Below are 21,211 nucleotides of genomic sequence, written 5' to 3'. Positions count from 1 at the left end.
TAGATGGCTTTCCCGCCTAGCATCGACGACCGCGATCACGAATACGGGGCGATCGCGCGACGGAACGTGACGAGGGGGAGATACCGGATGCTGGAGGCGCTCGGCATAAAGGAGTCGACGGAGGCCGTCTACCGCTTGCTCCTGGAGCGACCCGAGTACGACGTGACGGAGATGGCGGCCCACCTGGGCCGCCCCGAGTCCGAGGTCCGCGAGGCGCTCGCCTGCCTCGCGGACCTCAAGCTCGTCCTGATGAACGACTCCTCGGGCGAGGTCGAGCCCTTCAACCCGGACGTCGGATTCTCCTTCCTCCTCTCCCGCGCCGAGGCCGAGCTGAGCAAGCGGAAACGCCAGGTCGAGCAAGCGGGCCGGGCCGTGGCCGGGATCCTCGCCTCGTACGCGGACCACCCCGAGCCGGGCGTCCGGCACGACCTCGTGGACCGCATCACCGGCCTCGACAACGTTCGCGAACGCCTGGAGGACCTGGCCGCGAACGCCCGCACCGAGTGCCTCTCGCTGCTCCCGGGCGGGGCGCAGCTCCCCGACACGATGGACGCGAGCCAGCCGCTCGACCAACTCGCCCTGGAACGGGGCGTGAAGATCCGGTCGATCTACCAGGAGAGCTTCCGCAACGACCCGCCGACCGTCGAATACGTGCGCTGGTACTGCGATCTCGGCGGCGAGGCGCGGACCGTGCCCGTGGTGCCGATGCTCATGGTGATCGTCGACCGGGAGGCCGCGCTCGTCCCCGTCGACCCGGAGGACGGGCGCGCCGGCGCGCTCGAAGTCCGCAGTCCCGGACTGGTGCACGCGCTCGTGGTGCTCTTCGACCGCCTGTGGGACGCGGGCACCCCCTTCGGCGAGACCCCGCGCCGCGACGAGCACGACCTCTCCCCGCAGGAGCGGGAGTTGCTCATGCTGCTCGGCATCGGCTGCACGGACGACATCGCCGCCCGGCGGCTCGGGATCTCCCTGCGGACCGTACGCCGGATGAGCTCGGACCTGATGAACCGGCTCGGCGCGCGCAGCCGGTTCGAGGCGGGGGTGCGGGCCGCCAAGGAGGGGTGGCTCTGAAGGCCGCACCGGGGGACCGCTCCCACGACGGCAGCTGACGTAGTCCCATCCGTTATGCGGACGGGGGTTCCATGGAGCGGAACCGTCCCCTAGATTTCCCCAGCATTACCGAGGTGATCAGTGAGGGGACCGGAATCGCCATGTCAGAAGCGACACAAGGGAAACAACCCACCATCACGCCCCTGCGGGTGGTGATCGCACTCTGTCTGTTCGCGCCGTTCGTGGCGATGCTCTGGGTGAGTTCGTACGCGAAGGTCGAACCGCTCTTCGCGGGCATCCCGTTCTTCTACTGGTACCAGATGCTCTGGGTGCTGATCTCCACCGCACTCACCATGATCGCGTACAAGCTGTGGCAGCTGGACCAGCGTGCCCGCAAGGGAGGTGACGCACGATGAAGGACGTGACCGGCGTGAACGGCGTGGCACTCGCCGTCTTCATCTTCTTCTTCCTGGCCGTCACGGTCATGGGATTCCTCGCCTCGCGCTGGCGCAGGGCCGAGAACGAGAACAGCCTCGACGAATGGGGCCTGGGCGGCCGGTCGTTCGGCACCTGGGTGACCTGGTTCCTGCTCGGCGGCGACCTCTACACCGCGTACACCTTCGTCGCCGTCCCGGCGGCCATCTACGCGGCGGGCGCGGCCGGCTTCTTCGCCGTCCCGTACACGATCCTGGTGTACCCGCTGATCTTCACCTTCCTGCCGCGCCTCTGGTCGGTCTCGCACAAGCACGGGTACGTCACCACCTCGGACTTCGTGCGCGGCCGCTGGGACTCCAAGGGCCTCTCCCTCGCGGTGGCGGTCACCGGCATCCTCGCCACCATGCCGTACATCGCGCTCCAGCTCGTCGGCATCCAGGCCGTCCTGGACGTGATGGGCGTCGGCGGCGGCGAGAACACCCACTGGTTCATCAAGGACCTGCCGCTGCTCATCGCCTTCGGTGTCCTCGCGGCGTACACGTACTCCTCGGGTCTGCGCGCCCCCGCGCTCATCGCCTTCGTCAAGGACACCCTGATCTACATCGTCATCGCGGTGGCGATCATCTACATCCCGATCAAGCTGGGCGGCTTCGACGAGATCTTCGCCAAGGCGGGCGAGGCGTACGCGCAGACCAACCCGGCGACCGGCAAGCCGCGCGGTTCGCTCGTGCCCGGCGAGATGGGTCAGTGGGGCTACGCCACGCTGGCGCTCGGCTCGGCGCTCGCGCTCTTCATGTACCCGCACTCCATCACGGCGACCCTGTCGTCCCGGAGCCGCGAGGTCATCCGCCGCAACACCACGATCCTGCCGCTGTACTCGCTGATGCTGGGCCTGCTCGCGCTGCTCGGCTTCATGGCGATCGCCGCCGGCATCCAGGTGAAGAACGGCCAGCTCGCCATCCCGCAGCTCTTCGAGACCATGTTCCCGGACTGGTTCGCGGGCGTCGCGTTCGCCGCGATCGGCATCGGCGCGCTCGTCCCCGCCGCGATCATGTCGATCGCCGCGGCCAACCTCTTCACCCGCAACATCTACAAGGACTTCATCAAGCCGAACGCCACCCCGGCCCAGGAGACCAAGGTCTCCAAGCTGGTCTCGCTCCTGGTGAAGGTCGGCGCGCTCGCCTTCGTCCTCACCATGGACAAGACGGTCGCGATCAACTTCCAGCTGCTCGGCGGCATCTGGATCCTGCAGACCTTCCCGGCCCTCGTCGGCGGTCTCTTCACCCGCTGGTTCCACCGCTGGGCGCTGCTCGCCGGCTGGGCCGTCGGCATGATCTACGGCACGGTCGCCGCGTACGGGGTCGCCAGCCCGACCCAGAAGCACTTCGGCGGCTCCTCCGCGGAGATCCCGGGCATCGGCGAGATCGGCTACATCGGTCTCACCGCCTTCCTCCTCAACCTCGTCGTCACGGTCGTCCTGACCTTCGTCCTCAAGGCCGTCAAGGCCCCGGAGGGCGTCGACCAGACCTCTCCGGAGGACTACACGGCCGACGCGGGTGACCGCGGGGTCGACCCGAAGCTCCCGAAGGTCGGCGCCGAGACCCACTGATCCACCGCCGGACCCGACGAAGGCCGCCCTGCTTCCCCCGGAGGCATGGCGGCCTTCGCCGTCCCTGCGCGAGGATGCGGGACATGCGGATCGGACCACGCCCCACCCTGCTCGCCCTCCTCCCCCTGGCCCTCGCCGTCACCGGCTGCGGCACCGAGACGGCGGGCGGGCGACCCACGCCCGGCCCGGCCGAGCTGGACGCCCGCGCCCGCTGGGCGCAGACCGACAAGGACCATGTGTACGTCACCGGGGCCGAGGGCTTCGAGGTGTCCCGGATGGCGTCGGGGGTCATCGGCGACGACGGCTTCCAGGTCACCTACGTGACGAAGGACGGCGTCCGCCTCACCGTCTCCGCCGAGCGCCGCCCCTTCTCGGACGAGGAGTGCGCCGCGACGATCACCGCCGAGCAGGACAGCTGCGTCCGGGACGGCGACCGGTGGTACCTGCGGTCCGCCGAACGGCACGCGTACGTGCGCGAGGAGAACGGGCTGCGCGTCGAGGTCGCCGCCCCGCCCACCCTGTCCCGGAACGTGCTCGAGGGCGCCGCCGAGCGCGCCCACCGGGCCGATGCCGCCGAGCTCGACGCCGTCCTGCCGGAGGAGACCGGCCCCGGGCAGCCCGTCGAGCGGGGCGACCTGCCGCCGGTGGGCGACGGCGCCCCCGACAACTCGGTGGGGGCGGGCGGCTGAATCCCGTTGGGAGCAGGTGGCCGGCCGGAGGCACACTGCCCTCATGGACTTCACCATCAGGGCGGTACGGCCCGAGGACTACGAGGCGCTCGGTGAGCTCACCGCGGGAACCTATCTGAACGACGGACTGCTGAAGTACGGGGCGGAGGACTCGTACCTGGACGTGCTCAGGGACACGGCACGGCGGGCGCGCGAGAGCGAGGTGCTCGTCGCCGAGGACGGCGACGGGCGGCTGCTCGGCGGGGTGACCTTCGCCACCGGCGCCACCCCCTGGGCGGACATCGCGGTCGAGGGCGAGGCCGAGTTCCGGATGCTCGCGGTCTCCCGGGAGGCCCGTGGCCGGGGCGTCGGAGAGGCCCTCGTACGGGCCTGTATCGAGCGGGCGCGGGCCCTCCCCGGGTGCCGTCGCATCGTGCTGTCCACGGACGTCTCGATGGTCTCCGCGCACCGGATATACGAGCGCCTGGGCTTCCTCCGCACCCCTGACCGGGACTGGGAGCCGATCCCCGACCATCGGCTGCGTACGTACGCCCTGGAGTTCTGAGCCGGAGGCGCGACACAACATGTGGGGGGTGCCGCAAGCGGCGCCCCCCACATGTATGCTCGACCTCGCTGTCGACGCAGGGGAATCCGGCGCGAATCCGGAACTGTCCCGCAACGGTGTGCTTCGTACGGATACGACATATTCGGGCGAGGTGAGTCCGAGGACCTGCCGACAGCGCACCCGGTCCGTCCGTTCCGGGTGCCAATGACGTCCGGGCCTCGCGGAGTGGGCCGGTGGAAGCGTCGCGTCCGGCGTTACGGATGCCCGTCTGCCCGCCTTCCCCCGCCGCGGCCCCGAGCCGAGCGAGGGAGAGCCCCCACGTGACCATCGCGCCCGCCGATCCGGCTTCCGCCGAGGCTTCCGCGGTCGAGAGCGACGGCCCCGGGACCGTGCTGCTGCGGACCCTGACCGACCTCACCGCCGATCTCCCCGACACCGACCCCGGCAAGGTCGCCGCCGCCGCGCTCCGCGGCCGCAGCGCCGTCGCGGACGAGGCGGAACTGCGCGAACTGGCCACCGAGGCGGCCGCCGGTCTGATCGCCGAGGACCCGGCGTACTCCCGGCTCGCCGCCCGGCTCCTGACGATCACGATCGCCGACGAGGCGGCCGGCCAGGGCGCGTTCTCCTTCTCCGCCTCCGTCGCCGTCGGTCACCACGAGGGCCTGATCGCCGACCGCACCGCCGAGTTCGTCGCGCTGCACGCCGACCGGCTCGACGCGACCATCGACGCGGCCGCCGACGACCGCTTCGGCTACTTCGGTCTGCGCACCCTCTTCTCCCGCTACCTGCTGCGCCACCCGATCACCCGCAAGGTCATCGAGACCCCGCAGCACTTCATGCTCCGGGTGGCCTGCGGCCTGGCGGAGGACGAGAGCGTCCACGCGCTCGACGAGGTCACGGCGCTCTACCGCCTGATGAGCCGGCTGGACTACCTGCCGTCCTCCCCCACGCTCTTCAACTCCGGTACCCGTCACCCGCAGATGTCCTCCTGCTACCTCCTGGACTCCCCGCAGGACGAGCTGGACTCCATCTACGACCGCTACCACCAGGTGGCGCGTCTCTCGAAGCACGCGGGCGGCATCGGCCTCTCCTACTCCCGCATCCGGGCCCGCGGTTCGCTGATCCGGGGCACCAACGGGCACTCCAACGGCATCGTGCCGTTCCTGAAGACCCTCGACGCCTCCGTCGCCGCCGTGAACCAGGGCGGCCGCCGCAAGGGCGCCGCCGCCGTCTACCTGGAGACCTGGCACGCGGACATCGAGGAGTTCCTGGAGCTCCGCGACAACACCGGCGAGGACCAGCGCCGTACGCACAACCTGAACCTGGCGCACTGGATCCCGGACGAGTTCATGCGCCGGGTCAACGCCGACGCCGACTGGTCGCTGTTCTCCCCGGCGGACGTGCCCGAACTGGTCGACCTGTGGGGCGAGGAGTTCGACGCCGCCTACCACAAGGCCGAGGCGGCGGGCCTGGCCCGCAAGACGATGCCGGCCCGCGACCTGTACGGCCGGATGATGCGGACCCTGGCCCAGACCGGCAACGGCTGGATGACCTTCAAGGACGCCTCGAACCGGACGGCCAACCAGACCGCCGAGCCCGGCCACACCGTCCACTCCTCCAACCTCTGCACGGAGATCCTGGAGGTCACGGACGACGGCGAGACCGCGGTCTGCAACCTGGGCTCGGTCAACCTCGGCGCGTTCGTGGTCGGTTCGGACATCGACTGGGAGCGGCTCGACGCGACCGTCCGCACGGCCGTCACGTTCCTCGACCGGGTCGTCGACATCAACTTCTACCCGACCGAGCAGGCCGGGCGATCCAACGCCCGCTGGCGGCCGGTGGGCCTGGGCGCGATGGGCCTCCAGGACGTCTTCTTCCAGCTGAAGCTGCCGTTCGACTCCCCCGAGGCGCGCGCGCTGTCCACCCGGATCGCCGAGCGCATCATGCTCGCCGCGTACGAGGCCTCCGCCGACCTCGCCGAGCGCAACGGCCCGGTCCCCGCCTGGGACAAGACCCGCGCGGCCCGCGGTGTCCTGCACCCGGATCACTACGACGTGGAGCTCAACTGGCCGGAGCGCTGGGCCGCCCTGCGCGAGCGGATCGCCGCCGTCGGCATGCGCAACAGCCTGCTCCTCGCCATCGCGCCGACGGCGACCATCGCCTCGATCGCGGGCGTCTACGAGTGCATCGAGCCGCAGGTCTCCAACCTCTTCAAGCGCGAGACGCTGTCGGGCGAGTTCCTCCAGGTCAACTCGTACCTCGTCGACGAGCTGAAGCGGCTCGGCGTGTGGGACGCCCAGACCCGGGACGCGCTGCGCGACGCCAGCGGCTCGGTCGCGGGCTTCACCTGGATCCCGGCCGAGGTGCGCGAGCTGTACCGCACGGCGTGGGAGATCCCGCAGCGCGGCCTGATCGACATGGCCGCCGCCCGGACGCCGTTCCTGGACCAGTCGCAGTCGCTGAACCTGTTCCTGGAGACGCCGACGATCGGCAAGCTGTCGTCGATGTACGCGTACGCCTGGAAGCAGGGCCTGAAGACGACGTACTACCTGCGCTCCCGCCCGGCGACCCGGATCGCCCGCGCCGCCCAGGCGTCGACGGCCGCCGCCACCATCCCCGTACAGCAGGCGGCCCCCGACGCGGACGCCCTCGCCTGCTCCCTGGAAAACCCCGAGTCCTGCGAGGCCTGCCAGTAATGAGCTCCACCGAACAGAAGAACCTCCTCGACCCGGGCTTCGAGCTGACCCTGCGTCCGATGCGCTACCCGGACTTCTACGAGCGCTACCGGGACGCGATCAAGAACACCTGGACCGTCGAGGAGGTCGACCTCCACTCGGACGTCGCCGACCTCGCCAAGCTCACCCCCGGTGAGCAGCACATGATCGGCCGTCTGGTCGCGTTCTTCGCGACGGGCGACTCGATCGTCTCGAACAACCTGGTCCTGACGCTCTACAAGCACATCAACTCCCCGGAGGCGCGCCTGTACCTGTCGCGCCAGCTGTTCGAGGAGGCCGTGCACGTCCAGTTCTATCTGACGCTGCTCGACACCTACCTGCCCGACCCGGACGACCGCGCCGCCGCGTTCGACGCGGTCGAGGAGATCCCCTCCATCCGCGAGAAGGCGCAGTTCTGCTTCCGCTGGATGGACTCGGTGGAGAAGATCGACCGCCTGGAGACCCAGGCCGACCGGCGCCGCTTCCTGCTGAACCTGATCTGCTTCGCCGCGTGCATCGAGGGCCTGTTCTTCTACGGCGCCTTCGCGTACGTGTACTGGTTCCGGTCCCGCGGTCTGCTGCACGGTCTCGCGACCGGCACCAACTGGGTGTTCCGAGACGAGACGATGCACATGAACTTCGCCTTCGAGGTCGTGGACACCGTCCGCAAGGAGGAGCCGGAGCTCTTCGACGACGCGCTTCAGCAGCAGGTCACGGACATGCTGAAGGAGGCCGTCGAGGCGGAGCTGCAGTTCGGCCGCGACCTGTGCGGCGACGGCCTGCCGGGCATGAACACCGAGTCGATGCGCGAGTACCTCCAGTGCGTCGCCGACCAGCGCCTCCAGCGCCTCGGCTTCGCCCCGGTGTACGGCTCCGAGAACCCGTTCGCGTTCATGGAGCTCCAGGGCGTCCAGGAGCTGACCAACTTCTTCGAGCGCCGCCCGTCCGCCTACCAGGTGGCGGTCGAGGGCTCGGTGGACCTGGACGAGGACTTCTAGGCCCGGCCTGTACGTGAGAGGGGCCCCGCACTCATGCGAGTGCGGGGCCCCTCTCGTACGCATACCGGGATCAGGCGTTCGGCACCGTCTCGTAGCGCGGGGTGCCCTCTTCCATCTGGCGCAGGGCGTCCTTGCGGTCCCGCTTGGAGAGGCGGTCGATGTACAGGTAGCCGTACAGGTGGTCCGTCTCGTGCTGGAGGCAGCGGGCGAAGTAGCCGGTGCCGCGCACCTTGATCGGGTTGCCCTGGGCGTCCTGGCCGTGGACCTCCGCGTAGTCGGGGCGGGCCAGCTCCGCGTAGGCGGTCGGGACGGAGAGGCAGCCCTCGTTGGACTCGTCGAGGACGCGCAGCTCGGCCGGGAGCTCCTGGAGGACCGGGTTGATCACGACACCGGTGTGCCGGAGGCCCTCGTCGTCGGGGCAGTCGTAGACGAAGACCTTGAGGTCCACACCGATCTGGTTCGCGGCGAGGCCCACGCCCTCGGCGGCCTTCTGGCTGGCGAACATGTCGTCGATGAGTGCCGCGAGCGAGTCGTCGAACTCGGTGACGTCCTTGCACTCCTTGTGGAGCACCGGGTTGCCGACCACCGTGATCGGGCGGGCGGTGCCGCGCTCACGGTGGGCGAGCTCGCGCGCCTCGCAGTCCTCCGTGTCCACGACGAACCCGTCGTTGATGGCCTGCTCGTCCGTCTCCTGCTGCGCCATGTCCGGCCGCGCCTTCCTGAAAACCCGATTCCGTCGAGAGACAGCCTACGGGCCCGGCCTGATCCAGGAGCCACCCCCGGGCTCAGCAGACCTCTTCGAGATCGCGCCACTCGCGACTGTCGGGACTGTCCGCCACCCAGCCGTCGAGGAGTCCCCGCACCAGGCCCGCCGGGGCCGCGATGCCGCACTCCCGCTCCGGGACCCACAGCTCGCCCGGCGAGCGGTGCCCGAGCGGCCCCGGGTGGCCCGGCTCGCTGTGGTCGTGCGGGTCGGAGTGCTCGCCCTCGCCCTCCGCGCTCGGCATGGTCGACTCGGAGCAGGCACGACAGAGCAGCCGCACGGAGGACGACCAGTCCTCGGCGGCGAAGCCCGCTTCCGCGGCGAGCAGCTCCAGGGCGTCCCGGTCGGCCTCGGTGGCCGCCTCCAGGAGGACGACCCAGGTGGGGACGGGTGAGGGGGCCCACAGCTCGATCTCGTCGAAGACCGGGTATGAGGGGCCGGCGGTGGTGGTGCGCTCGCCGTTCGGCACGCCGTCGTGGAGGACGACCTCGCCCCAGCGGCGCCCGGAGGACGGCAGCGGGATGGAGAGGACCTCGATCCGGGCCGGGTCGAGCCGGCGGCCCCACACGACCTCGGCCTCGCCCTCGGGCGAGAGCCGGACGGCGGCGCTGCCCAGTTCCATCCCGGCGGGCTCACCGGTGCCGGCGGCGGCGCCGGGCACCTTCAGTCCGTACGCCTGCCAGGCGCGGCGGGCCAGCGGCCAGTCCTGGAGCGCGGTGGCGGCGATCCCCACGTTCCACCAGTCGGGGGCGCCGCTCTCCTTGTCGAGGAGAGCGACCGCGCGGAGCCCGGCGGCGCGCGCCTGCTCCCAGTCGTGCCGGAACTTGTGCAGCAGCGCCAGGTTGAACCAGGACTCCGAGAGCCAGGGCTCAAGATCCGCCGCGCGTGTCAGGAGTGCGCCCGCGTCCTCGTACCGGCCGTCGCCGATCAGCGTGAACGCGCGGTCGGTGGCCTGCCGCCATGAGGCGGAGGGCCGATGCCGTACCTTCCCGAAGATCTTCACGATTCCCGCCTGCCGGTCGCTTCACCCTCTTGTTCGCATCCAACCATGCCCGGTCGGACGCGCGCTCATTACCCATGGGTTACCCAGTGGCGACGGAGGTCACCCCAGCCGTTCCGCCCCGCGCCAGGACTCTGGCCAGGCATTCGACGACATCCGGGTGATAGTCGCGGGCGGTGCCGAGCCGGAGCCGCTCCAGGGCGTCGAGGGCGGCGCCCGCGCTCTCGCCGCCCGCGAGGTCGTCGTAGGCGTTCACGGCCCGGACGATCCGGGCGGGCAGCGGCTGCTCCCGGTACGGGTCGGCCTGGCGCTCGACGACGACGGCGACGGCCTCGGGGACGCCGGTCCTGCGGACGACCTCGCCGCCCAGGAGGGCGATCCGGCGCTGCTCCTCGGTGGGCAGCAGGGCGGTGGCGCCGCCGGCGACGGGATCGACGAGGGAGAGCTGGCCGATGTCGTGCATGAGCGCCGCGTGCTCCAGGACGGCCAGCTCGGCCCCCGAGAGGCCCAGCTCCCGTCCGACGGCCGCGCTGAGGGCGGCGACCCGGTGGGCGTGCCCGGGCGGGGTGCAGCCGGCGATCTCGGTGGCGCGGGCGAGGGAGGCGATGGTCTGCCGGTTGACGGTGCGCACGGCCGCGTACCGCCGGAAGGAGACCTGGGTGAGAAGGAGCGGCACGGCGAGCACGGGCAGTGCCCAGAGTCCTGCGGCGGCCACGCCGAGCGCCATGACGGTGCCGGTGGCGCCGACGGCGGAGCCGATGCCGAGGAGGGCGCGCAGTTCGTCGCGGAGAAGGGGGCCGTACGGGAATCCCGTGCGGGCGCGGAGTACGAGGGCGGCGAGCACCGCGTCGCAGAGGGCGGTCAGGACGAGCAGGAGGACGAGGAAGAGGGCGTACGGCGGGCCCTGGCCGAGGTGCTCGACGAGGGCGCCGGAGTTGTAGAGGGGCTGGAAGCAGAGTGCGGCGAAGCCGACGGTGAGGACGCGGCGGGCGAGGTGGTCGAGGCCGGGGCCTCGGCCCCGGGCGATGTGGGGGACGATCCCGGCGAGCCTGGCGGCGACGACGACGGCGATGATCTGGAGGACGCCGTGGGTGGTGGCGGTCCCGGCGCTGGCTCCGAGCAGGGCGTAGGCGAGGGCTCCGGCGGCGGCGAGCGGCGCCGGCTCGCTCCCCCCTGGCGCTTCGCGCACGGGAGGTGCCCCCACGCCGGGTGCGGCGCCCCAGCGGGCGAACTCGCCGAGGACGACGAGGGTGCCGAAGGCGAGGGCGTTGCCGGGTTCGTCGACGCCGTACCAGAGGGTGGAGCCGAAGCCGGCGAGGCTCAGCAGCAGTGCGGCCCCGTACACGGTGCCGACGGTGACGGCGCCGGGTCTCATGCGCGCTCCTTGGGCCTGGTCCCGGGTGTTTCCGGTTGTCGCGCCGGTGGGGTGTCACGCGGCGGGGGCACGTTTCCACCGGGCGGGCCCGCCGGTGGGGTCTCGTCGGCGGTGACGGCGGGCTGCCAGCCGTGCCGCTCCAGGGCCCGGACGAGGGCGGCGACCATCCGGGGGTCGAACTGGCTGCCCGCGCAGCGCTCCAGTTCGGCGACGGCGGTCGGCACCGGGCGGGCGCGGCTGTACGAGCGGGTGGAGGTCATGGCGTCGAAGGCGTCGGCGACGGCCACCACCCGGGCGAACTCGGGAATGTCGTCGCCGTGCAGCCCGTACGGGTAGCCGCTGCCGTCCATCCGCTCGTGGTGGTGGAGGATCGCGGCCCGCGCCTCGCCGAGGAAGCCGATGCCCCGGACCATCTCGTGCCCGTACTCGGGGTGCAGTTCGATGACCCGGCGCTCCTCCGGGGTGAGCGGCCCGTCCTTGCGGAGCACGCGGGTGGGCACGCCCAGTTTGCCGACGTCGTGGAGGATGCCGGCGAACCGGACGACGTCCAGCCGCTCCTCGGCCATGCCCAGCTCACGGGCGATCAGGACGGAGGCGTGGCCGACGCGTTCGCTGTGGCCGCGGGTGTAGCGGTCCTTGATGTCGACGGCCTGGACGAGGGCGCGGATGGTGGCCTGGTGGGCCGCTCGCTCGCGGTGGTACTGGGCGAAGACCCAGCAGGAGATGTACATCGGGAGGAGCACGAAGAGCGCCGAGACCGGCCCGTACGTGCTGCGCCAGAGGACGGCCATCATCAGTCCGGCGAGCCCGTGCACGGCGTGCGGGGCGAGCGCCCGGCCGAGGAGTCCGCGCCAGGCGGCCCGCGGGGGCAGCCCGTCGGCGGTCGCCCGGATGCCGCCGTCGAGGGCGGTCAGGACGAGGCAGAAGGTGAGCGCGGCGGCACCGGCGGGCAGCAGCGCGTACGGGAAGTCGGGGGCGTCCGGCCCGTGTCCGAGGGCATTGGCGCAGCTGAGGGCCTCGGCGATCTGGGCGGCGGCCCAGACGGCGAGGGCGGTGGCGGCCGCCCGCCAGGCGCGGCGGGGCGCGGCCGGGGGTTCGTCGACGCGGGCGAGGAGGCTGCCGGGCAGGGCGGTGAGCGCGGCGGCGGCGGGTGGCAGGAGGAGGGCGGCGGCGAGGAGGACGGGGAAGAAGGAGCCGGTGCCCATGGGGACGGAGCCGCCGACCGCGCGGCCCAGGAGGCGGCAGCGGGCGGGCAGCTCGCAGAGCGCGTACAGGGTGGCGAGGAGTGCGACCGTGCCCCAGGGGGTGGCGGCGCCGGGGCGCAGCGCGGGCAGGGCGGAGGCCCCGGCGCCGAGCAGGGCGCAGCCGATGTACACGCGGGCCGCGCACGGAATGACCTTCACGCCCATCACGCCTGTCACGCTAGCGAGTTGGACGGTCCTGGACGGCCCGGTGAAGCGGATTCGCACCATCGGGTGATACAAGCTGATATACGAACGAGGCCGCCGCGATCGTGTCGCGGCGGCTTCCTTCTCCCTCTACGGAAGGGGGAGTTACTCCTGCGTCGCCGGCGTCGTCGGAACGATCGGCGCGATCTCCTGCTCGGGCACCAGGTGCCCGGAACGGATCAGGTCGATCCGGCCCATGACCTTGGACCGCAGGTCGGTGGGGACGTCGTCACTGCCGCAGCAGCGCTTGACGAGCTTCTTCACCGCCTGCTCCAGGCCGTACTTCTCCAGGCACGGGGAGCACTCCTCGAAGTGCACCTCGAACTTGGTGCAGTCGGTGTCGGGCATCTCGTTGTCGAGGAACTCGTACAGATGATCCAGGACTTCCGAGCAATCCGTCTCGTGCGGCTCTCCGCAGCTCATGAGCCCGAGCCTTTCAGATCGTTCGACGACTCTCCGGCGCCCGCGGGTACCAGCCCGCGGTCGCGAGCGTAGTCCTCGAGCATGCCGCGCAGCTGGCGGCGACCCCGGTGCAGCCGGGACATCACCGTACCGATGGGTGTCCCCATGATGTCCGCGATCTCCTTGTACGCAAAGCCCTCGACATCCGCGAGATAGACGGCGATGCGGAACTCCTCGGGAATCGCCTGGAGGGCTTCCTTCACGTCGGAGTCCGGGAGGTGGTCGAGCGCCTGCGACTCGGCGGAACGCAGACCGGTCGACATGTGCGACTCGGCGCGCGCGAGCTGCCAGTCCTCGATCTCCTCGGCGGCGCTGCGCTGGGGCTCACGCTGCTTCTTGCGGTACGAGTTGATGAAGGTGTTCGTGAGAATGCGGTACAGCCACGCCTTGAGGTTCGTACCCTCGCGGAACTGGTGGAAGGATCCGTACGCCTTGGCGTACGTCTCCTGCACGAGGTCCTCCGCGTCCGCGGGGTTGCGCGTCATGCGCAGTGCGGCCGAGTACATCTGGTCGAGGTAGCCGAGGGCGTCCCGCTCGAAGCGCGCGTTGCGCTCCTCGGTCGTCTCCTCGGGGCCTTCGTCGGTCCCTGTGTCGGTCCCAGTGACCGGACCCACCTCCTCCAGCGCCGCGGCGAGCCCGAGGGCGGACCCACTCGTTTCGGAGGATAGACGAGGAACCGCTCCGACCGCCGCCCGAATCTTGGCTCCCTTGGGAGCGGGCAGCACTGTCCAGTCGAGGTCAGCGGCCTGCGCGCGCTCGGGGCAGATGGTCGAACCCATGCGACGGACTCCCTCTTCCTTGCTCTCACACCGACGCACGGAACAACAGTGGTCCCCCACTCAACATTCCCGGGGGTCAGCGCAGGGCGGAGATCCACTCGGCGACGCCCTCCACGAGCAGCCCCTCGGCCTCGTCCGGACCGAGCGGCGCGCGCTTCGGCAGGGCGAAGCCGTGGTCGCCGTACGGGATCTCGACCAGTCCGTACGAGCCGTCCGGGAACTCCCCGGGGCGCCCGAAGGGGTCGTTGCCGCCCTGCACGACGAGCGTCGGCAGGCCCGCGCCGAGGAGCTCGTCGGCGCGGGACTTCTCCGGCCTGCCCGGCGGGTGCAGCGGGAAGCTCAGCGCGAGGACGGCGAGCGCACCCAGCTCCCGTCCGGTGCGGCAGGCGACCCGGGCGCCGGCGCTGCGGCCGCCCGCGATCACCGGGAGCCCGGGCCGCGCGAGGGCCGGCCAGAGGCCGCGCCAGCCGGTGTCCAGGGTCTTCGGGGCGGGTGCGACCTTCTTGCCCGCGACCCGCCAGGGCTGCTCGACGAGGGCGACGGTCACGCCCCGGGCGGGCAGCGCGGCGGCCAGGGCCTGGAGGTCACGGGCCTCGATGCCGCCGCCGGCGCCGTGGCCGAGGGCGAGGACGGCCCACGGCTTCGTCCCCTCGGACCAGGCCACGCGCGCGTCCCCGGCGTCGGTGGAAACGGTCTCGTACTGTGTCACGTCGGTCACGCCCCCATCCTGCCTCCACGACCGCGCCGGAAGGGGTTTCGGGAGGGGGTGAGGCGGGCGTGGTTCGGACGAGCGAGCCGACCTCGGCCAGGAGAGCGTGCCGAGCTCCGGCCGGAGGAGCGTGCCGACCTCGGCCAGGAGAGCATGCCGACCTCCGGCCGGAGGAGCGAGCCGACCTCCGGTCAGAAGAGCGTGCCGACCTCCGGGCCCTCCAGCTCCGTCAGGAGTTCGGGCCCGTTGTTGCGGACGTTGCTGACCGCGGTCGCCACCGGGTAGGCACGCATGAGGCCCCCGGGCGGCGGGGCGAGCAGCCCGCGCAGCTCCTCCGGGTGCGTGGCGGCCGGGTCGAGCCAGGCGTCCCAGCGGTCCTCGGTGAGCATCAGCGGCATCCGGGGGTGGATGTCGGCGAGCGCGTGCGGGCCCTCGGCCGGGGCCACGCCCAGCGGTCCGGTCTCCGCCTCGGTGGTGATCACCGAGCAGGTCACCCACCACGCGGAGGGGTGGGCGTCGGGAAGGGTCCGGTCGCGCCAGAACTCGTACAGACCCGCCATCGCGAAGACGGAGCCGTCCGCCGGGGTCACGAAGTACGGCTGCTTCCGGGGCCGCTTCTTCTTCCCCTCGACCTCCAGGTCGCGCTCCCCCGCCCCGGTCACCCACTCGTAATAGCCGTCGGCGGGCAGGATGCACCGGCGGGCCGCGAACGCCCGCTTGAAGGAGGGCTTCTCGTCCAGGGTCTCGGCACGCGCGTTGATCATCCGGGCGGCGCCCTCGGGCGACTTCGCCCAGGACGGTACGAGGCCCCATTTCAACGCCCGCAGCTGGCGAACCGGACGCCGGGATCCTGCGTCTTTCAGAGGACGCTCCAGAACGGCCCAGACCTCTTTGGTGGGGGCCACGTTCCAGTCCGGGGCCAGAGCCTCCTCCGGCTCCCACTTCTCCACCCCGAAAAGGCCGACGAGGTCCTCGGGCCGCCGACTCGCTGCATACCTTCCGCACATACGTGCCACACTGCCACGATCCCCGACCACCCGAGGAGCGGCCCGCATCATGGACCTCTTCAGCCCGCAGGCCGCTCCGGCCGAGTGGCTGGTGATCGCCACCGGCGTCGCCGCCCTCGCCGTCACCGTGCCCCGCCGTGTCTGGCTGCTCGCCCGCAACGCGATCACCATCGCCCACGAGGGCGGCCACGGACTCGTGGCCCTCGCCACCGGCCGGCGCCTGGAAGCGATCCGGCTGCACTCGGACACCAGCGGACTGACCGTGAGCCGCGGCCGCCCGACCGGCATCGGCGTGGTCCTCACCCTGGCCGCCGGCTACCCGGCGGCCCCGCTGCTCGGCCTCGGCGGCGCCGCCCTGCTCGGCACCCACCGGGTCACCCTGCTGCTCTGGGTGGCGACGGCCCTGCTGCTCGCGATGCTGGTGATGGTCCGCAACGCGTACGGGATCCTCACCGTCCTCCTCACCGGCGCCGCCTTCCTCCTCGTCTCCTGGCTGACCGCCCCGGAGGTCCAGTCGGTCTTCGCGTACGCCGTGGTCTGGTTCCTGCTGCTCGGCGGCGTCCGCCCGGCCTTCGAGCTGCAGGCGAAACGGCGCCACGGCGGCGCCCCCGACTCGGACGCGGACCAGCTCTCGCGGCTCACCCACGTGCCCGCCGGAGTGTGGCTGTTCTTCTTCCACGCGCTCGCGATCTCGGCCCTGATCGGCGGCGGGCGCTGGCTCCTGGGCTTCTGACTCCCCCGTACAGTGAGTCCATGACCGCAGCCACCTCCGCGCACACCGACCCGCCCACCGACCTCTGGCCCGCCCCGTATGCCCGCGGCGCCGTCGACGCGACCGTCACCGTGCCCGGATCGAAGTCGGTCACCAACCGCGCCCTGGTGCTCGCCGCGCTCGCCGCCGAGCCCGGCTGGCTGCGCCGCCCGCTGCGCTCCCGGGACACCCTTCTGATGGCCGAGGCGCTCCGTACCCTCGGCGTCAAGATCGAGGAAGGCATCGGCCCCGACGGCTCCGGCGAGGCCTGGCGGATCATTCCCTCCCCGCTGCGCGGCCCCGCGACCGTCGACGTCGGCAACGCCGGTACGGTCATGCGCTTCCTGCCCCCGGTCGCGGCGCTCGCCGACGGCCCGGTGCGCTTCGACGGCGACCCCCGCTCCCACGAGCGCCCGCTGCACGGCGTGATCGACGCGCTGCGCGCCCTCGGCGCCCGCATCGACGACGAGGGCCGCGGCGCCCTCCCGCTGACCGTGCACGGCGCCGGCGGTCTGGACGGCGGCACGGTCGAGATCGACGCCTCCTCGTCCTCCCAGTTCGTGAGCGCCCTGCTGCTGTCGGCCCCCCGCTTCAACCAGGGCGTCGAGGTACGGCACGTGGGGTCGCGACTGCCCTCGCTGCCGCACATCCGGATGACGGTCGACATGCTGCGCGCGGTCGGCGCCCAGGTCGACGAGCCCGAGCACGGCGGCGCCCCGAACGTGTGGCGGGTGGCGCCCTCCGCGCTGCGCGGCCGCGACCTGGTCGTCGAGCCCGACCTGTCGAACGCGCAGCCGTTCCTGGCGGCCGCCCTGATCACCGGCGGCCGCGTGACGGTCCCGGACTGGCCGGCGCGAACCACCCAGCCCGGTGACGCGCTGCGGGAGATCTTCACCGAGATGGGTGGCTCCTGCGAGCTGACCGAGGCGGGCCTGACCTTCACCGGTACGGGCCGGATCCACGGCATCGACGTGGACCTCGGCGAGGTCGGCGAGCTGACGCCCGGCATCGCCGCGGTCGCGGCCCTCGCGGACTCCCCGTCGACCCTGCGCGGGGTCGCCCATCTGCGACTGCACGAGACGGACCGGCTCGCGGCGCTCACCAAGGAGATCAACGAGCTGGGCGGCGATGTGACCGAGACCGAGGACGGTCTCCACATCCGCCCGCGACCGCTGCACGGCGGCGTCTTCCACACGTACCACGACCACCGCATGGCGACGGCGGGCGCGATCATCGGCCTCGCGGTCGAGGGTGTGGAGATCGAGGACGTGGCCACGACGGCGAAGACCTTGCCCGACTTCCCGATGATGTGGACCGAAATGCTCGGGGCCTGAACCATGCGGCGTTACGGCAAGAACACCGACGAGGACGACATCCGCCAGCGGCCCAACCGCAAGGGCACCCGCCCCCGGACGACCATCCGCCCGAAGCACGAGGACGCCGTCGAGGGCATGGTCCTCACCGTCGACCGCGGTCGGCTGACCGTTCTGGTCGACGACCGCGCGGTGACGGCGATGAAGGCGCGCGAACTGGGCCGCAAGGCCGCCGTGGTCGGCGACCGGGTCTCGCTCGTCGGCGACCTCTCCGGCGAGAAGGACACGCTCGCCCGGATCGTGCGGATCGGTGAGCGCAGCTCGGTGCTGCGCCGCACGGCCGACGACGACGACCCGTACGAGCGGGTGGTCGTCGCCAACGCCGACCAGCTGGCGATCGTCACCGCGCTCGCCGACCCCGAGCCGCGCCCGCGGCTGATCGACCGCTGTCTGGTCGCCGCGTACGACGGCGGCCTCACCCCGCTGCTCGTCCTCACCAAGTCGGACCTGGCGTCGCCGGACACCCTGCTGGACATGTACGGCGCGCTCGGTGTGCCGTACGTGGTGACCACGCGCGACGAGTTCGTGGACGGGGTCGCGGCCGAGCGGGTCCACGAGCACCTCAAGGGCAGGACCACCGCCTTCGTCGGGCACTCCGGCGTCGGCAAGACGACCCTGGTCAACGCCCTGGTCCCGCCGGAACGGCGACGGAGCACCGGTGTCGTCAACGCGGTCACGGGCCGCGGCCGGCACACCACCACCTCCGCGCTCGCGCTGCCGCTCAACGACAGGGAGGGCGGCTGGGTCATCGACACCCCGGGCGTGCGCTCCTTCGGCCTGCACCACGTCGACCCGTCCCGGGTCATCCTCGCCTTCCCCGAGCTCGTACCGGGTACGGAGAACTGTCCGCGCGCATGCAGCCACGACGAGCCGGACTGCGCGCTCGACGCGTGGGTGACTGAGGGGCACGCCGATCCGGCGCGCCTCGTCTCGCTGCGGAGGCTGCTCGCGACCCGGGAGCGGCGCGAGGGCGACTGAGCCCGCGTTTGCGGGCTGCCGCGCCGTACACGTTTACGGACGACCACGACCGGTAAGTGCATAATCGCACCAAGTGCGACGAAGCAGTCACCGACGGCGTGGGAGGCACTGACGATGGCGTGGCTGCTGGTGGTGGTGGCGGGCTTTCTGGAGACGGGTTTCGCCGTCTGTCTGAAGCTCTCGCACGGTTTCACCCGGCTGTGGCCGACGGTCGCGTTCGCGGCCTTCGCCCTGGGCAGCTTCGGTCTCCTCACGCTCGCCCTGCGCAAGCTCGACGTGGGTCCCGCGTACGCGGTGTGGACCGGGATCGGGGCGGCCGGGACGGCGATCTACGGAATGATCTTCCTCGGTGACGTGGTCTCGACGCTCAAGATCATCTCGATCAGCCTGGTCGTCGTGGGTGTGGTCGGGCTCCAGTTGTCCGGCTCCGCGCACTGATCCTCCGACGGTCGCTCCTCCGCGCGCCGACCGTCCGTCCGCGCCCCGCCCAGGGACGGGATCGCGGGTGCCACGACATGGCTGAGGGCCAGCCGGACGACGAGTTCGCAGCCGGCCGCCCACCGCTCTCCCGCGCAGGCCGCGGTCGCCGCCACCAGCTCGCCGGGCGCGGGCGGCCCCTCGTCGGCGCGGCGCTGGGCGGGGACGGCCGCGGGGCGCGCGCCGGGCCTGGCGGGCCTGGGTGCGGGCAGCCGTTCGTCCCAGGAGCCGGTGAGCAGGGCCCGCAGCACGGGCCTGGAGGCGGCCCGGGTGACGATCCACTCGGCGACGACGGCAAGGTTCCGCTCGGGCGGGGCCGGGGCGGCGAGCAGCCGCCGGACGCCCAGCAGATAGGCGTCGGCCTCCCGTCGCACCAGGGCGCGGGCGAGCCCCTCCTTGCTGCCGAACTCGTTGTAGAGGGTCTGCCGGGAGACCCGGGCGGCCACCGCGAGGTCGGCCATGCGCACGGCGGACCACGACCGGCGCTCGAGCGCGGCGAGCGCGGCGTCGAGCAGGGCCTCGCGGGCAGTCGGCATCGACGCCTCCCGGACCGGGGAATCGTTTCCGTGCTCAGCGTCGGCAGGCGTCCGGTCACTGTCAAGGGGCTCCGGTGGACGGTTGTCCGTGCGGGGATCACGCGGCGATAGAGTGCCGACCATGGCCGATTACCACGATGATCTTCGTCTCGCCCATGTCCTCGCGGATGCCGCCGACGCGGCCACCATGGACCGGTTCCAGGCGCTCGACCTCAAGGTCGAGACGAAGCCGGACATGACCCCGGTGAGCGAGGCCGACAAGGCTGCCGAGGAACTGATCCGGGGGCAGCTCCAGCGGGCCAGGCCGCGCGACGCGATCCTGGGCGAGGAGTACGGCGTGGAGGGCTCGGGCCCGCGCCGCTGGGTGATCGACCCGATCGACGGCACCAAGAACTACGTGCGCGGGGTGCCCGTCTGGGCGACCCTGATCGCCCTGATGGAGGCCGGGGAGACCGGCTTCCAGCCGGTGGTCGGCGTGGTGTCGGCCCCGGCGCTCGGCCGGCGCTGGTGGGCGGCGAAGGGCCTCGGCGCGTACACCGGACGCAGCCTCGCCTCGGCGAGCCGGATCGGGGTCTCGAAGGTCGCCTCCCTCGACGACGCCTCCTTCGCCTACTCCTCGCTGAGCGGCTGGGAGGAGCAGGGCCGCCTCGAAGGGTTCCTGGACCTCACGCGCGCATGCTGGCGGACCCGGGCGTACGGCGACTTCTGGCCGTACATGATGGTCGCCGAGGGTTCCGTGGACATCTGCGCGGAGCCGGAGCTGTCGCTGTGGGACATGGCGGCGGTGGCGGTCGTGGTCCAGGAGGCCGGCGGTACGTACACGGGCCTGGACGGCCGGCACGGTCCGCACAGCGGAAACGCGGCGGCGTCGAACGGTCTGCTCCACGGCGAGCTGCTGAGCTACCTCAACCAGGAGAACGCGGAGGGCTGAGCGCCCTCGACGCTCCCCCGGGTCGCCTCGCGCGCCCCCTTGTCGGGTCCTCCCCCCGGTGTCACTCTGAGAGTCCCCCCGCTTGTGAACTTGTGAATTCTTTCTCGTTGAAGGCGGGAACGTTTCACCAAGGAGGTGGCTCCGCCCATGCTCGTCCGTGACGCCATGAGCACCGTTGTCCTCACCATCGGCCCCGCCCACACCCTCCGACAGGCCGCCCGGCTGATGGCGGCGCGCCGCGTCGGCGCGGCCGTCGTCCTGGACGGGGACGCCGGACTCGGCATCCTCACCGAGCGCGACATCCTCAACTCACTGGCCCGCGACCAGGACCCCGACGACGAGACCGCCGACGCCCACACCACCCACGACGTCGTGTTCGCCGCCCCCACCTGGACCCTGGAGGAGGCGGCCGAGGCCATGACGCACGGCGGTTTCCGCCATCTCGTCGTCCTCGACGACCGGGGTCCCGTCGGCATCGTCTCGGTGCGCGACATCATCCGCTGCTGGATCCCGCTGCACAGCGTCGCGGGCTGAGCGACCCGCTCCCCGCGCGGACATGCGAGAGCGGGCCGGAATCCGTACG

At 71.8% G+C, this 21,211-nt stretch carries 22 protein-coding genes and 1 riboswitch; of the genes, 13 read left to right on the top strand and 9 right to left on the bottom strand.

Annotated elements, in window-relative coordinates:
• The first annotated feature begins 87 nt into the window (after positions 1-87).
• The 7 genes from OG462_RS28895 (at position 88) to OG462_RS28865 (ending at position 8,039) form a co-directional block, all read left to right on the top strand.
• On the top strand, positions 88-1,071 hold the full coding sequence (locus OG462_RS28895; RefSeq protein ID WP_406062002.1) for a LuxR C-terminal-related transcriptional regulator: 984 nt from the start codon (positions 88-90) through the stop codon (positions 1,069-1,071).
• Between the two features lie 140 nt (positions 1,072-1,211).
• On the top strand, positions 1,212-1,466 hold the full coding sequence (locus tag OG462_RS28890) for a DUF3311 domain-containing protein (RefSeq protein ID WP_406062000.1): 255 nt from the start codon (positions 1,212-1,214) through the stop codon (positions 1,464-1,466).
• Complete coding sequence (gene mctP / locus OG462_RS28885) at positions 1,463-3,094, top strand: monocarboxylate uptake permease MctP (RefSeq protein WP_406061998.1); 1,632 nt, start codon at positions 1,463-1,465, stop codon at positions 3,092-3,094. The genes OG462_RS28890 and mctP overlap by 4 nt, the downstream gene beginning before the upstream one ends.
• An 83-nt stretch (positions 3,095-3,177) precedes the next feature.
• Positions 3,178-3,783 carry a hypothetical protein gene (locus OG462_RS28880; RefSeq protein WP_406061996.1) on the top strand — a complete coding sequence of 202 codons (606 nt, stop codon included), beginning with the start codon at positions 3,178-3,180 and terminating at the stop codon, positions 3,781-3,783.
• Positions 3,784-3,826: 43 nt separating this feature from the next.
• Positions 3,827-4,327, top strand: coding sequence for a GNAT family N-acetyltransferase (locus OG462_RS28875; RefSeq protein ID WP_406061995.1), 501 nt, complete (start codon positions 3,827-3,829; stop codon positions 4,325-4,327).
• Between the two features lie 38 nt (positions 4,328-4,365).
• Positions 4,366-4,515: riboswitch (cobalamin riboswitch) on the top strand.
• A gap of 132 nt (positions 4,516-4,647) precedes the next feature.
• Positions 4,648-7,023, top strand: coding sequence for a ribonucleoside-diphosphate reductase subunit alpha (locus OG462_RS28870; protein WP_406061993.1), 2,376 nt, complete (start codon positions 4,648-4,650; stop codon positions 7,021-7,023).
• The gene (locus tag OG462_RS28865; RefSeq protein ID WP_351895348.1) at positions 7,023-8,039 is read left to right on the top strand and encodes a ribonucleotide-diphosphate reductase subunit beta; all 1,017 of its coding nucleotides are present in this window, start codon (positions 7,023-7,025) and stop codon (positions 8,037-8,039) included. Before OG462_RS28870 ends, OG462_RS28865 begins: the two co-directional genes overlap by 1 nt.
• A 70-nt stretch (positions 8,040-8,109) precedes the next feature.
• Here OG462_RS28865 and def read toward each other — a convergent pair whose 3' ends face one another.
• From def to OG462_RS28825, 8 genes are all read right to left on the bottom strand, one after another.
• Entirely contained in the window at positions 8,110-8,742 is a 633-nt protein-coding gene (def, locus tag OG462_RS28860) for a peptide deformylase (protein WP_406061992.1), read from the bottom strand.
• Positions 8,743-8,824: 82 nt separating this feature from the next.
• Positions 8,825-9,805 carry a tetratricopeptide repeat protein gene (locus OG462_RS28855; RefSeq protein ID WP_406061990.1) on the bottom strand — a complete coding sequence of 327 codons (981 nt, stop codon included), beginning with the start codon at positions 9,803-9,805 and terminating at the stop codon, positions 8,825-8,827.
• 79 nt (positions 9,806-9,884) lie between these two features.
• Positions 9,885-11,177 (bottom strand): HD-GYP domain-containing protein, encoded by a 1,293-nt coding sequence (locus OG462_RS28850; protein ID WP_406061989.1) that lies wholly within the window; start codon positions 11,175-11,177, stop codon positions 9,885-9,887.
• The gene (locus OG462_RS28845) at positions 11,174-12,580 is read right to left on the bottom strand and encodes an HD-GYP domain-containing protein (protein ID WP_406066763.1); all 1,407 of its coding nucleotides are present in this window, start codon (positions 12,578-12,580) and stop codon (positions 11,174-11,176) included. Before OG462_RS28845 ends, OG462_RS28850 begins: the two co-directional genes overlap by 4 nt.
• 150 nt (positions 12,581-12,730) lie before the next feature.
• On the bottom strand, positions 12,731-13,048 hold the full coding sequence (rsrA, locus tag OG462_RS28840) for a mycothiol system anti-sigma-R factor (protein WP_406061987.1): 318 nt from the start codon (positions 13,046-13,048) through the stop codon (positions 12,731-12,733).
• The gene (locus OG462_RS28835; protein WP_056558039.1) at positions 13,045-13,701 is read right to left on the bottom strand and encodes a sigma-70 family RNA polymerase sigma factor; all 657 of its coding nucleotides are present in this window, start codon (positions 13,699-13,701) and stop codon (positions 13,045-13,047) included. The genes rsrA and OG462_RS28835 overlap by 4 nt, the downstream gene beginning before the upstream one ends.
• A 241-nt stretch (positions 13,702-13,942) precedes the next feature.
• Positions 13,943-14,575, bottom strand: coding sequence for an alpha/beta family hydrolase (locus OG462_RS28830; RefSeq protein ID WP_406066761.1), 633 nt, complete (start codon positions 14,573-14,575; stop codon positions 13,943-13,945).
• 191 nt (positions 14,576-14,766) lie between these two features.
• A complete protein-coding gene (locus tag OG462_RS28825; RefSeq protein ID WP_406061985.1) occupies positions 14,767-15,582 on the bottom strand; it encodes an SOS response-associated peptidase in 816 nt (271 codons plus the stop codon).
• A gap of 49 nt (positions 15,583-15,631) precedes the next feature.
• Here OG462_RS28825 and OG462_RS28820 point away from each other — a divergent pair, with 49 nt between their 5' ends.
• The 4 genes from OG462_RS28820 to OG462_RS28805 all read left to right on the top strand — a co-directional run bounded on the left by OG462_RS28820 (position 15,632) and on the right by OG462_RS28805 (position 19,122).
• Positions 15,632-16,315, top strand: a complete 684-nt coding sequence (locus OG462_RS28820; protein ID WP_406061984.1) for a M50 family metallopeptidase — start codon at positions 15,632-15,634, stop codon at positions 16,313-16,315.
• A gap of 20 nt (positions 16,316-16,335) precedes the next feature.
• The gene (gene aroA / locus OG462_RS28815; protein ID WP_406061982.1) at positions 16,336-17,667 is read left to right on the top strand and encodes a 3-phosphoshikimate 1-carboxyvinyltransferase; all 1,332 of its coding nucleotides are present in this window, start codon (positions 16,336-16,338) and stop codon (positions 17,665-17,667) included.
• Positions 17,668-17,670: 3 nt separating this feature from the next.
• Positions 17,671-18,684: a ribosome small subunit-dependent GTPase A gene (rsgA, locus tag OG462_RS28810; RefSeq protein WP_406061980.1), complete on the top strand. Its 1,014-nt coding sequence runs from the start codon at positions 17,671-17,673 to the stop codon at positions 18,682-18,684.
• Between the two features lie 114 nt (positions 18,685-18,798).
• A complete protein-coding gene (locus OG462_RS28805) occupies positions 18,799-19,122 on the top strand; it encodes a DMT family transporter (RefSeq protein WP_406061978.1) in 324 nt (107 codons plus the stop codon).
• Here the strand turns inward: OG462_RS28805 and OG462_RS28800 are convergent.
• Positions 19,014-19,697 carry a TetR/AcrR family transcriptional regulator gene (locus tag OG462_RS28800; RefSeq protein ID WP_406061976.1) on the bottom strand — a complete coding sequence of 228 codons (684 nt, stop codon included), beginning with the start codon at positions 19,695-19,697 and terminating at the stop codon, positions 19,014-19,016. The genes OG462_RS28805 and OG462_RS28800 overlap by 109 nt on opposite strands.
• Before the next feature lie 121 nt (positions 19,698-19,818).
• Here OG462_RS28800 and hisN point away from each other — a divergent pair, with 121 nt between their 5' ends.
• Positions 19,819-20,628, top strand: coding sequence for a histidinol-phosphatase (gene hisN, locus OG462_RS28795; RefSeq protein WP_406061974.1), 810 nt, complete (start codon positions 19,819-19,821; stop codon positions 20,626-20,628).
• 147 nt (positions 20,629-20,775) lie between these two features.
• Positions 20,776-21,162 carry a CBS domain-containing protein gene (locus OG462_RS28790; RefSeq protein WP_328942657.1) on the top strand — a complete coding sequence of 129 codons (387 nt, stop codon included), beginning with the start codon at positions 20,776-20,778 and terminating at the stop codon, positions 21,160-21,162.
• Positions 21,163-21,211 lie beyond the last annotated feature (49 nt).

Origin of the sequence: Streptomyces sp. NBC_01077 (genome assembly GCF_045162855.1) — a bacterium.
Classification (GTDB): domain Bacteria; phylum Actinomycetota; class Actinomycetes; order Streptomycetales; family Streptomycetaceae; genus Streptomyces.
The sequence above is the reverse complement of the archived record's forward strand: the minus strand, read 5'-3'. Positions and strand labels throughout refer to the sequence as shown.

What these genes read in the sequence shown, in the direction of transcription:
- OG462_RS28895 (WP_406062002.1), top strand. Translation starts at nt 88, where the DNA reads ATGCTGGAGGCGCTCGGCATAAAGGAGTCGACGGAGGCCGTCTACCGC.
- OG462_RS28890 (WP_406062000.1), top strand. Translation starts at nt 1,212, where the DNA reads ATGTCAGAAGCGACACAAGGGAAACAACCCACCATCACGCCCCTGCGG.
- mctP (WP_406061998.1), top strand. Translation starts at nt 1,463, where the DNA reads ATGAAGGACGTGACCGGCGTGAACGGCGTGGCACTCGCCGTCTTCATC.
- OG462_RS28880 (WP_406061996.1), top strand. Translation starts at nt 3,178, where the DNA reads ATGCGGATCGGACCACGCCCCACCCTGCTCGCCCTCCTCCCCCTGGCC.
- OG462_RS28875 (WP_406061995.1), top strand. Translation starts at nt 3,827, where the DNA reads ATGGACTTCACCATCAGGGCGGTACGGCCCGAGGACTACGAGGCGCTC.
- OG462_RS28865 (WP_351895348.1), top strand. Translation starts at nt 7,023, where the DNA reads ATGAGCTCCACCGAACAGAAGAACCTCCTCGACCCGGGCTTCGAGCTG.
- def (WP_406061992.1), bottom strand. Translation starts at nt 8,742, where the DNA reads ATGGCGCAGCAGGAGACGGACGAGCAGGCCATCAACGACGGGTTCGTC.
- OG462_RS28850 (WP_406061989.1), bottom strand. Translation starts at nt 11,177, where the DNA reads ATGAGACCCGGCGCCGTCACCGTCGGCACCGTGTACGGGGCCGCACTG.
- rsrA (WP_406061987.1), bottom strand. Translation starts at nt 13,048, where the DNA reads ATGAGCTGCGGAGAGCCGCACGAGACGGATTGCTCGGAAGTCCTGGAT.
- OG462_RS28825 (WP_406061985.1), bottom strand. Translation starts at nt 15,582, where the DNA reads ATGTGCGGAAGGTATGCAGCGAGTCGGCGGCCCGAGGACCTCGTCGGC.
- OG462_RS28820 (WP_406061984.1), top strand. Translation starts at nt 15,632, where the DNA reads ATGGACCTCTTCAGCCCGCAGGCCGCTCCGGCCGAGTGGCTGGTGATC.
- aroA (WP_406061982.1), top strand. Translation starts at nt 16,336, where the DNA reads ATGACCGCAGCCACCTCCGCGCACACCGACCCGCCCACCGACCTCTGG.
- rsgA (WP_406061980.1), top strand. Translation starts at nt 17,671, where the DNA reads ATGCGGCGTTACGGCAAGAACACCGACGAGGACGACATCCGCCAGCGG.
- OG462_RS28805 (WP_406061978.1), top strand. Translation starts at nt 18,799, where the DNA reads ATGGCGTGGCTGCTGGTGGTGGTGGCGGGCTTTCTGGAGACGGGTTTC.
- OG462_RS28800 (WP_406061976.1), bottom strand. Translation starts at nt 19,697, where the DNA reads ATGCCGACTGCCCGCGAGGCCCTGCTCGACGCCGCGCTCGCCGCGCTC.
- hisN (WP_406061974.1), top strand. Translation starts at nt 19,819, where the DNA reads ATGGCCGATTACCACGATGATCTTCGTCTCGCCCATGTCCTCGCGGAT.
- OG462_RS28790 (WP_328942657.1), top strand. Translation starts at nt 20,776, where the DNA reads ATGCTCGTCCGTGACGCCATGAGCACCGTTGTCCTCACCATCGGCCCC.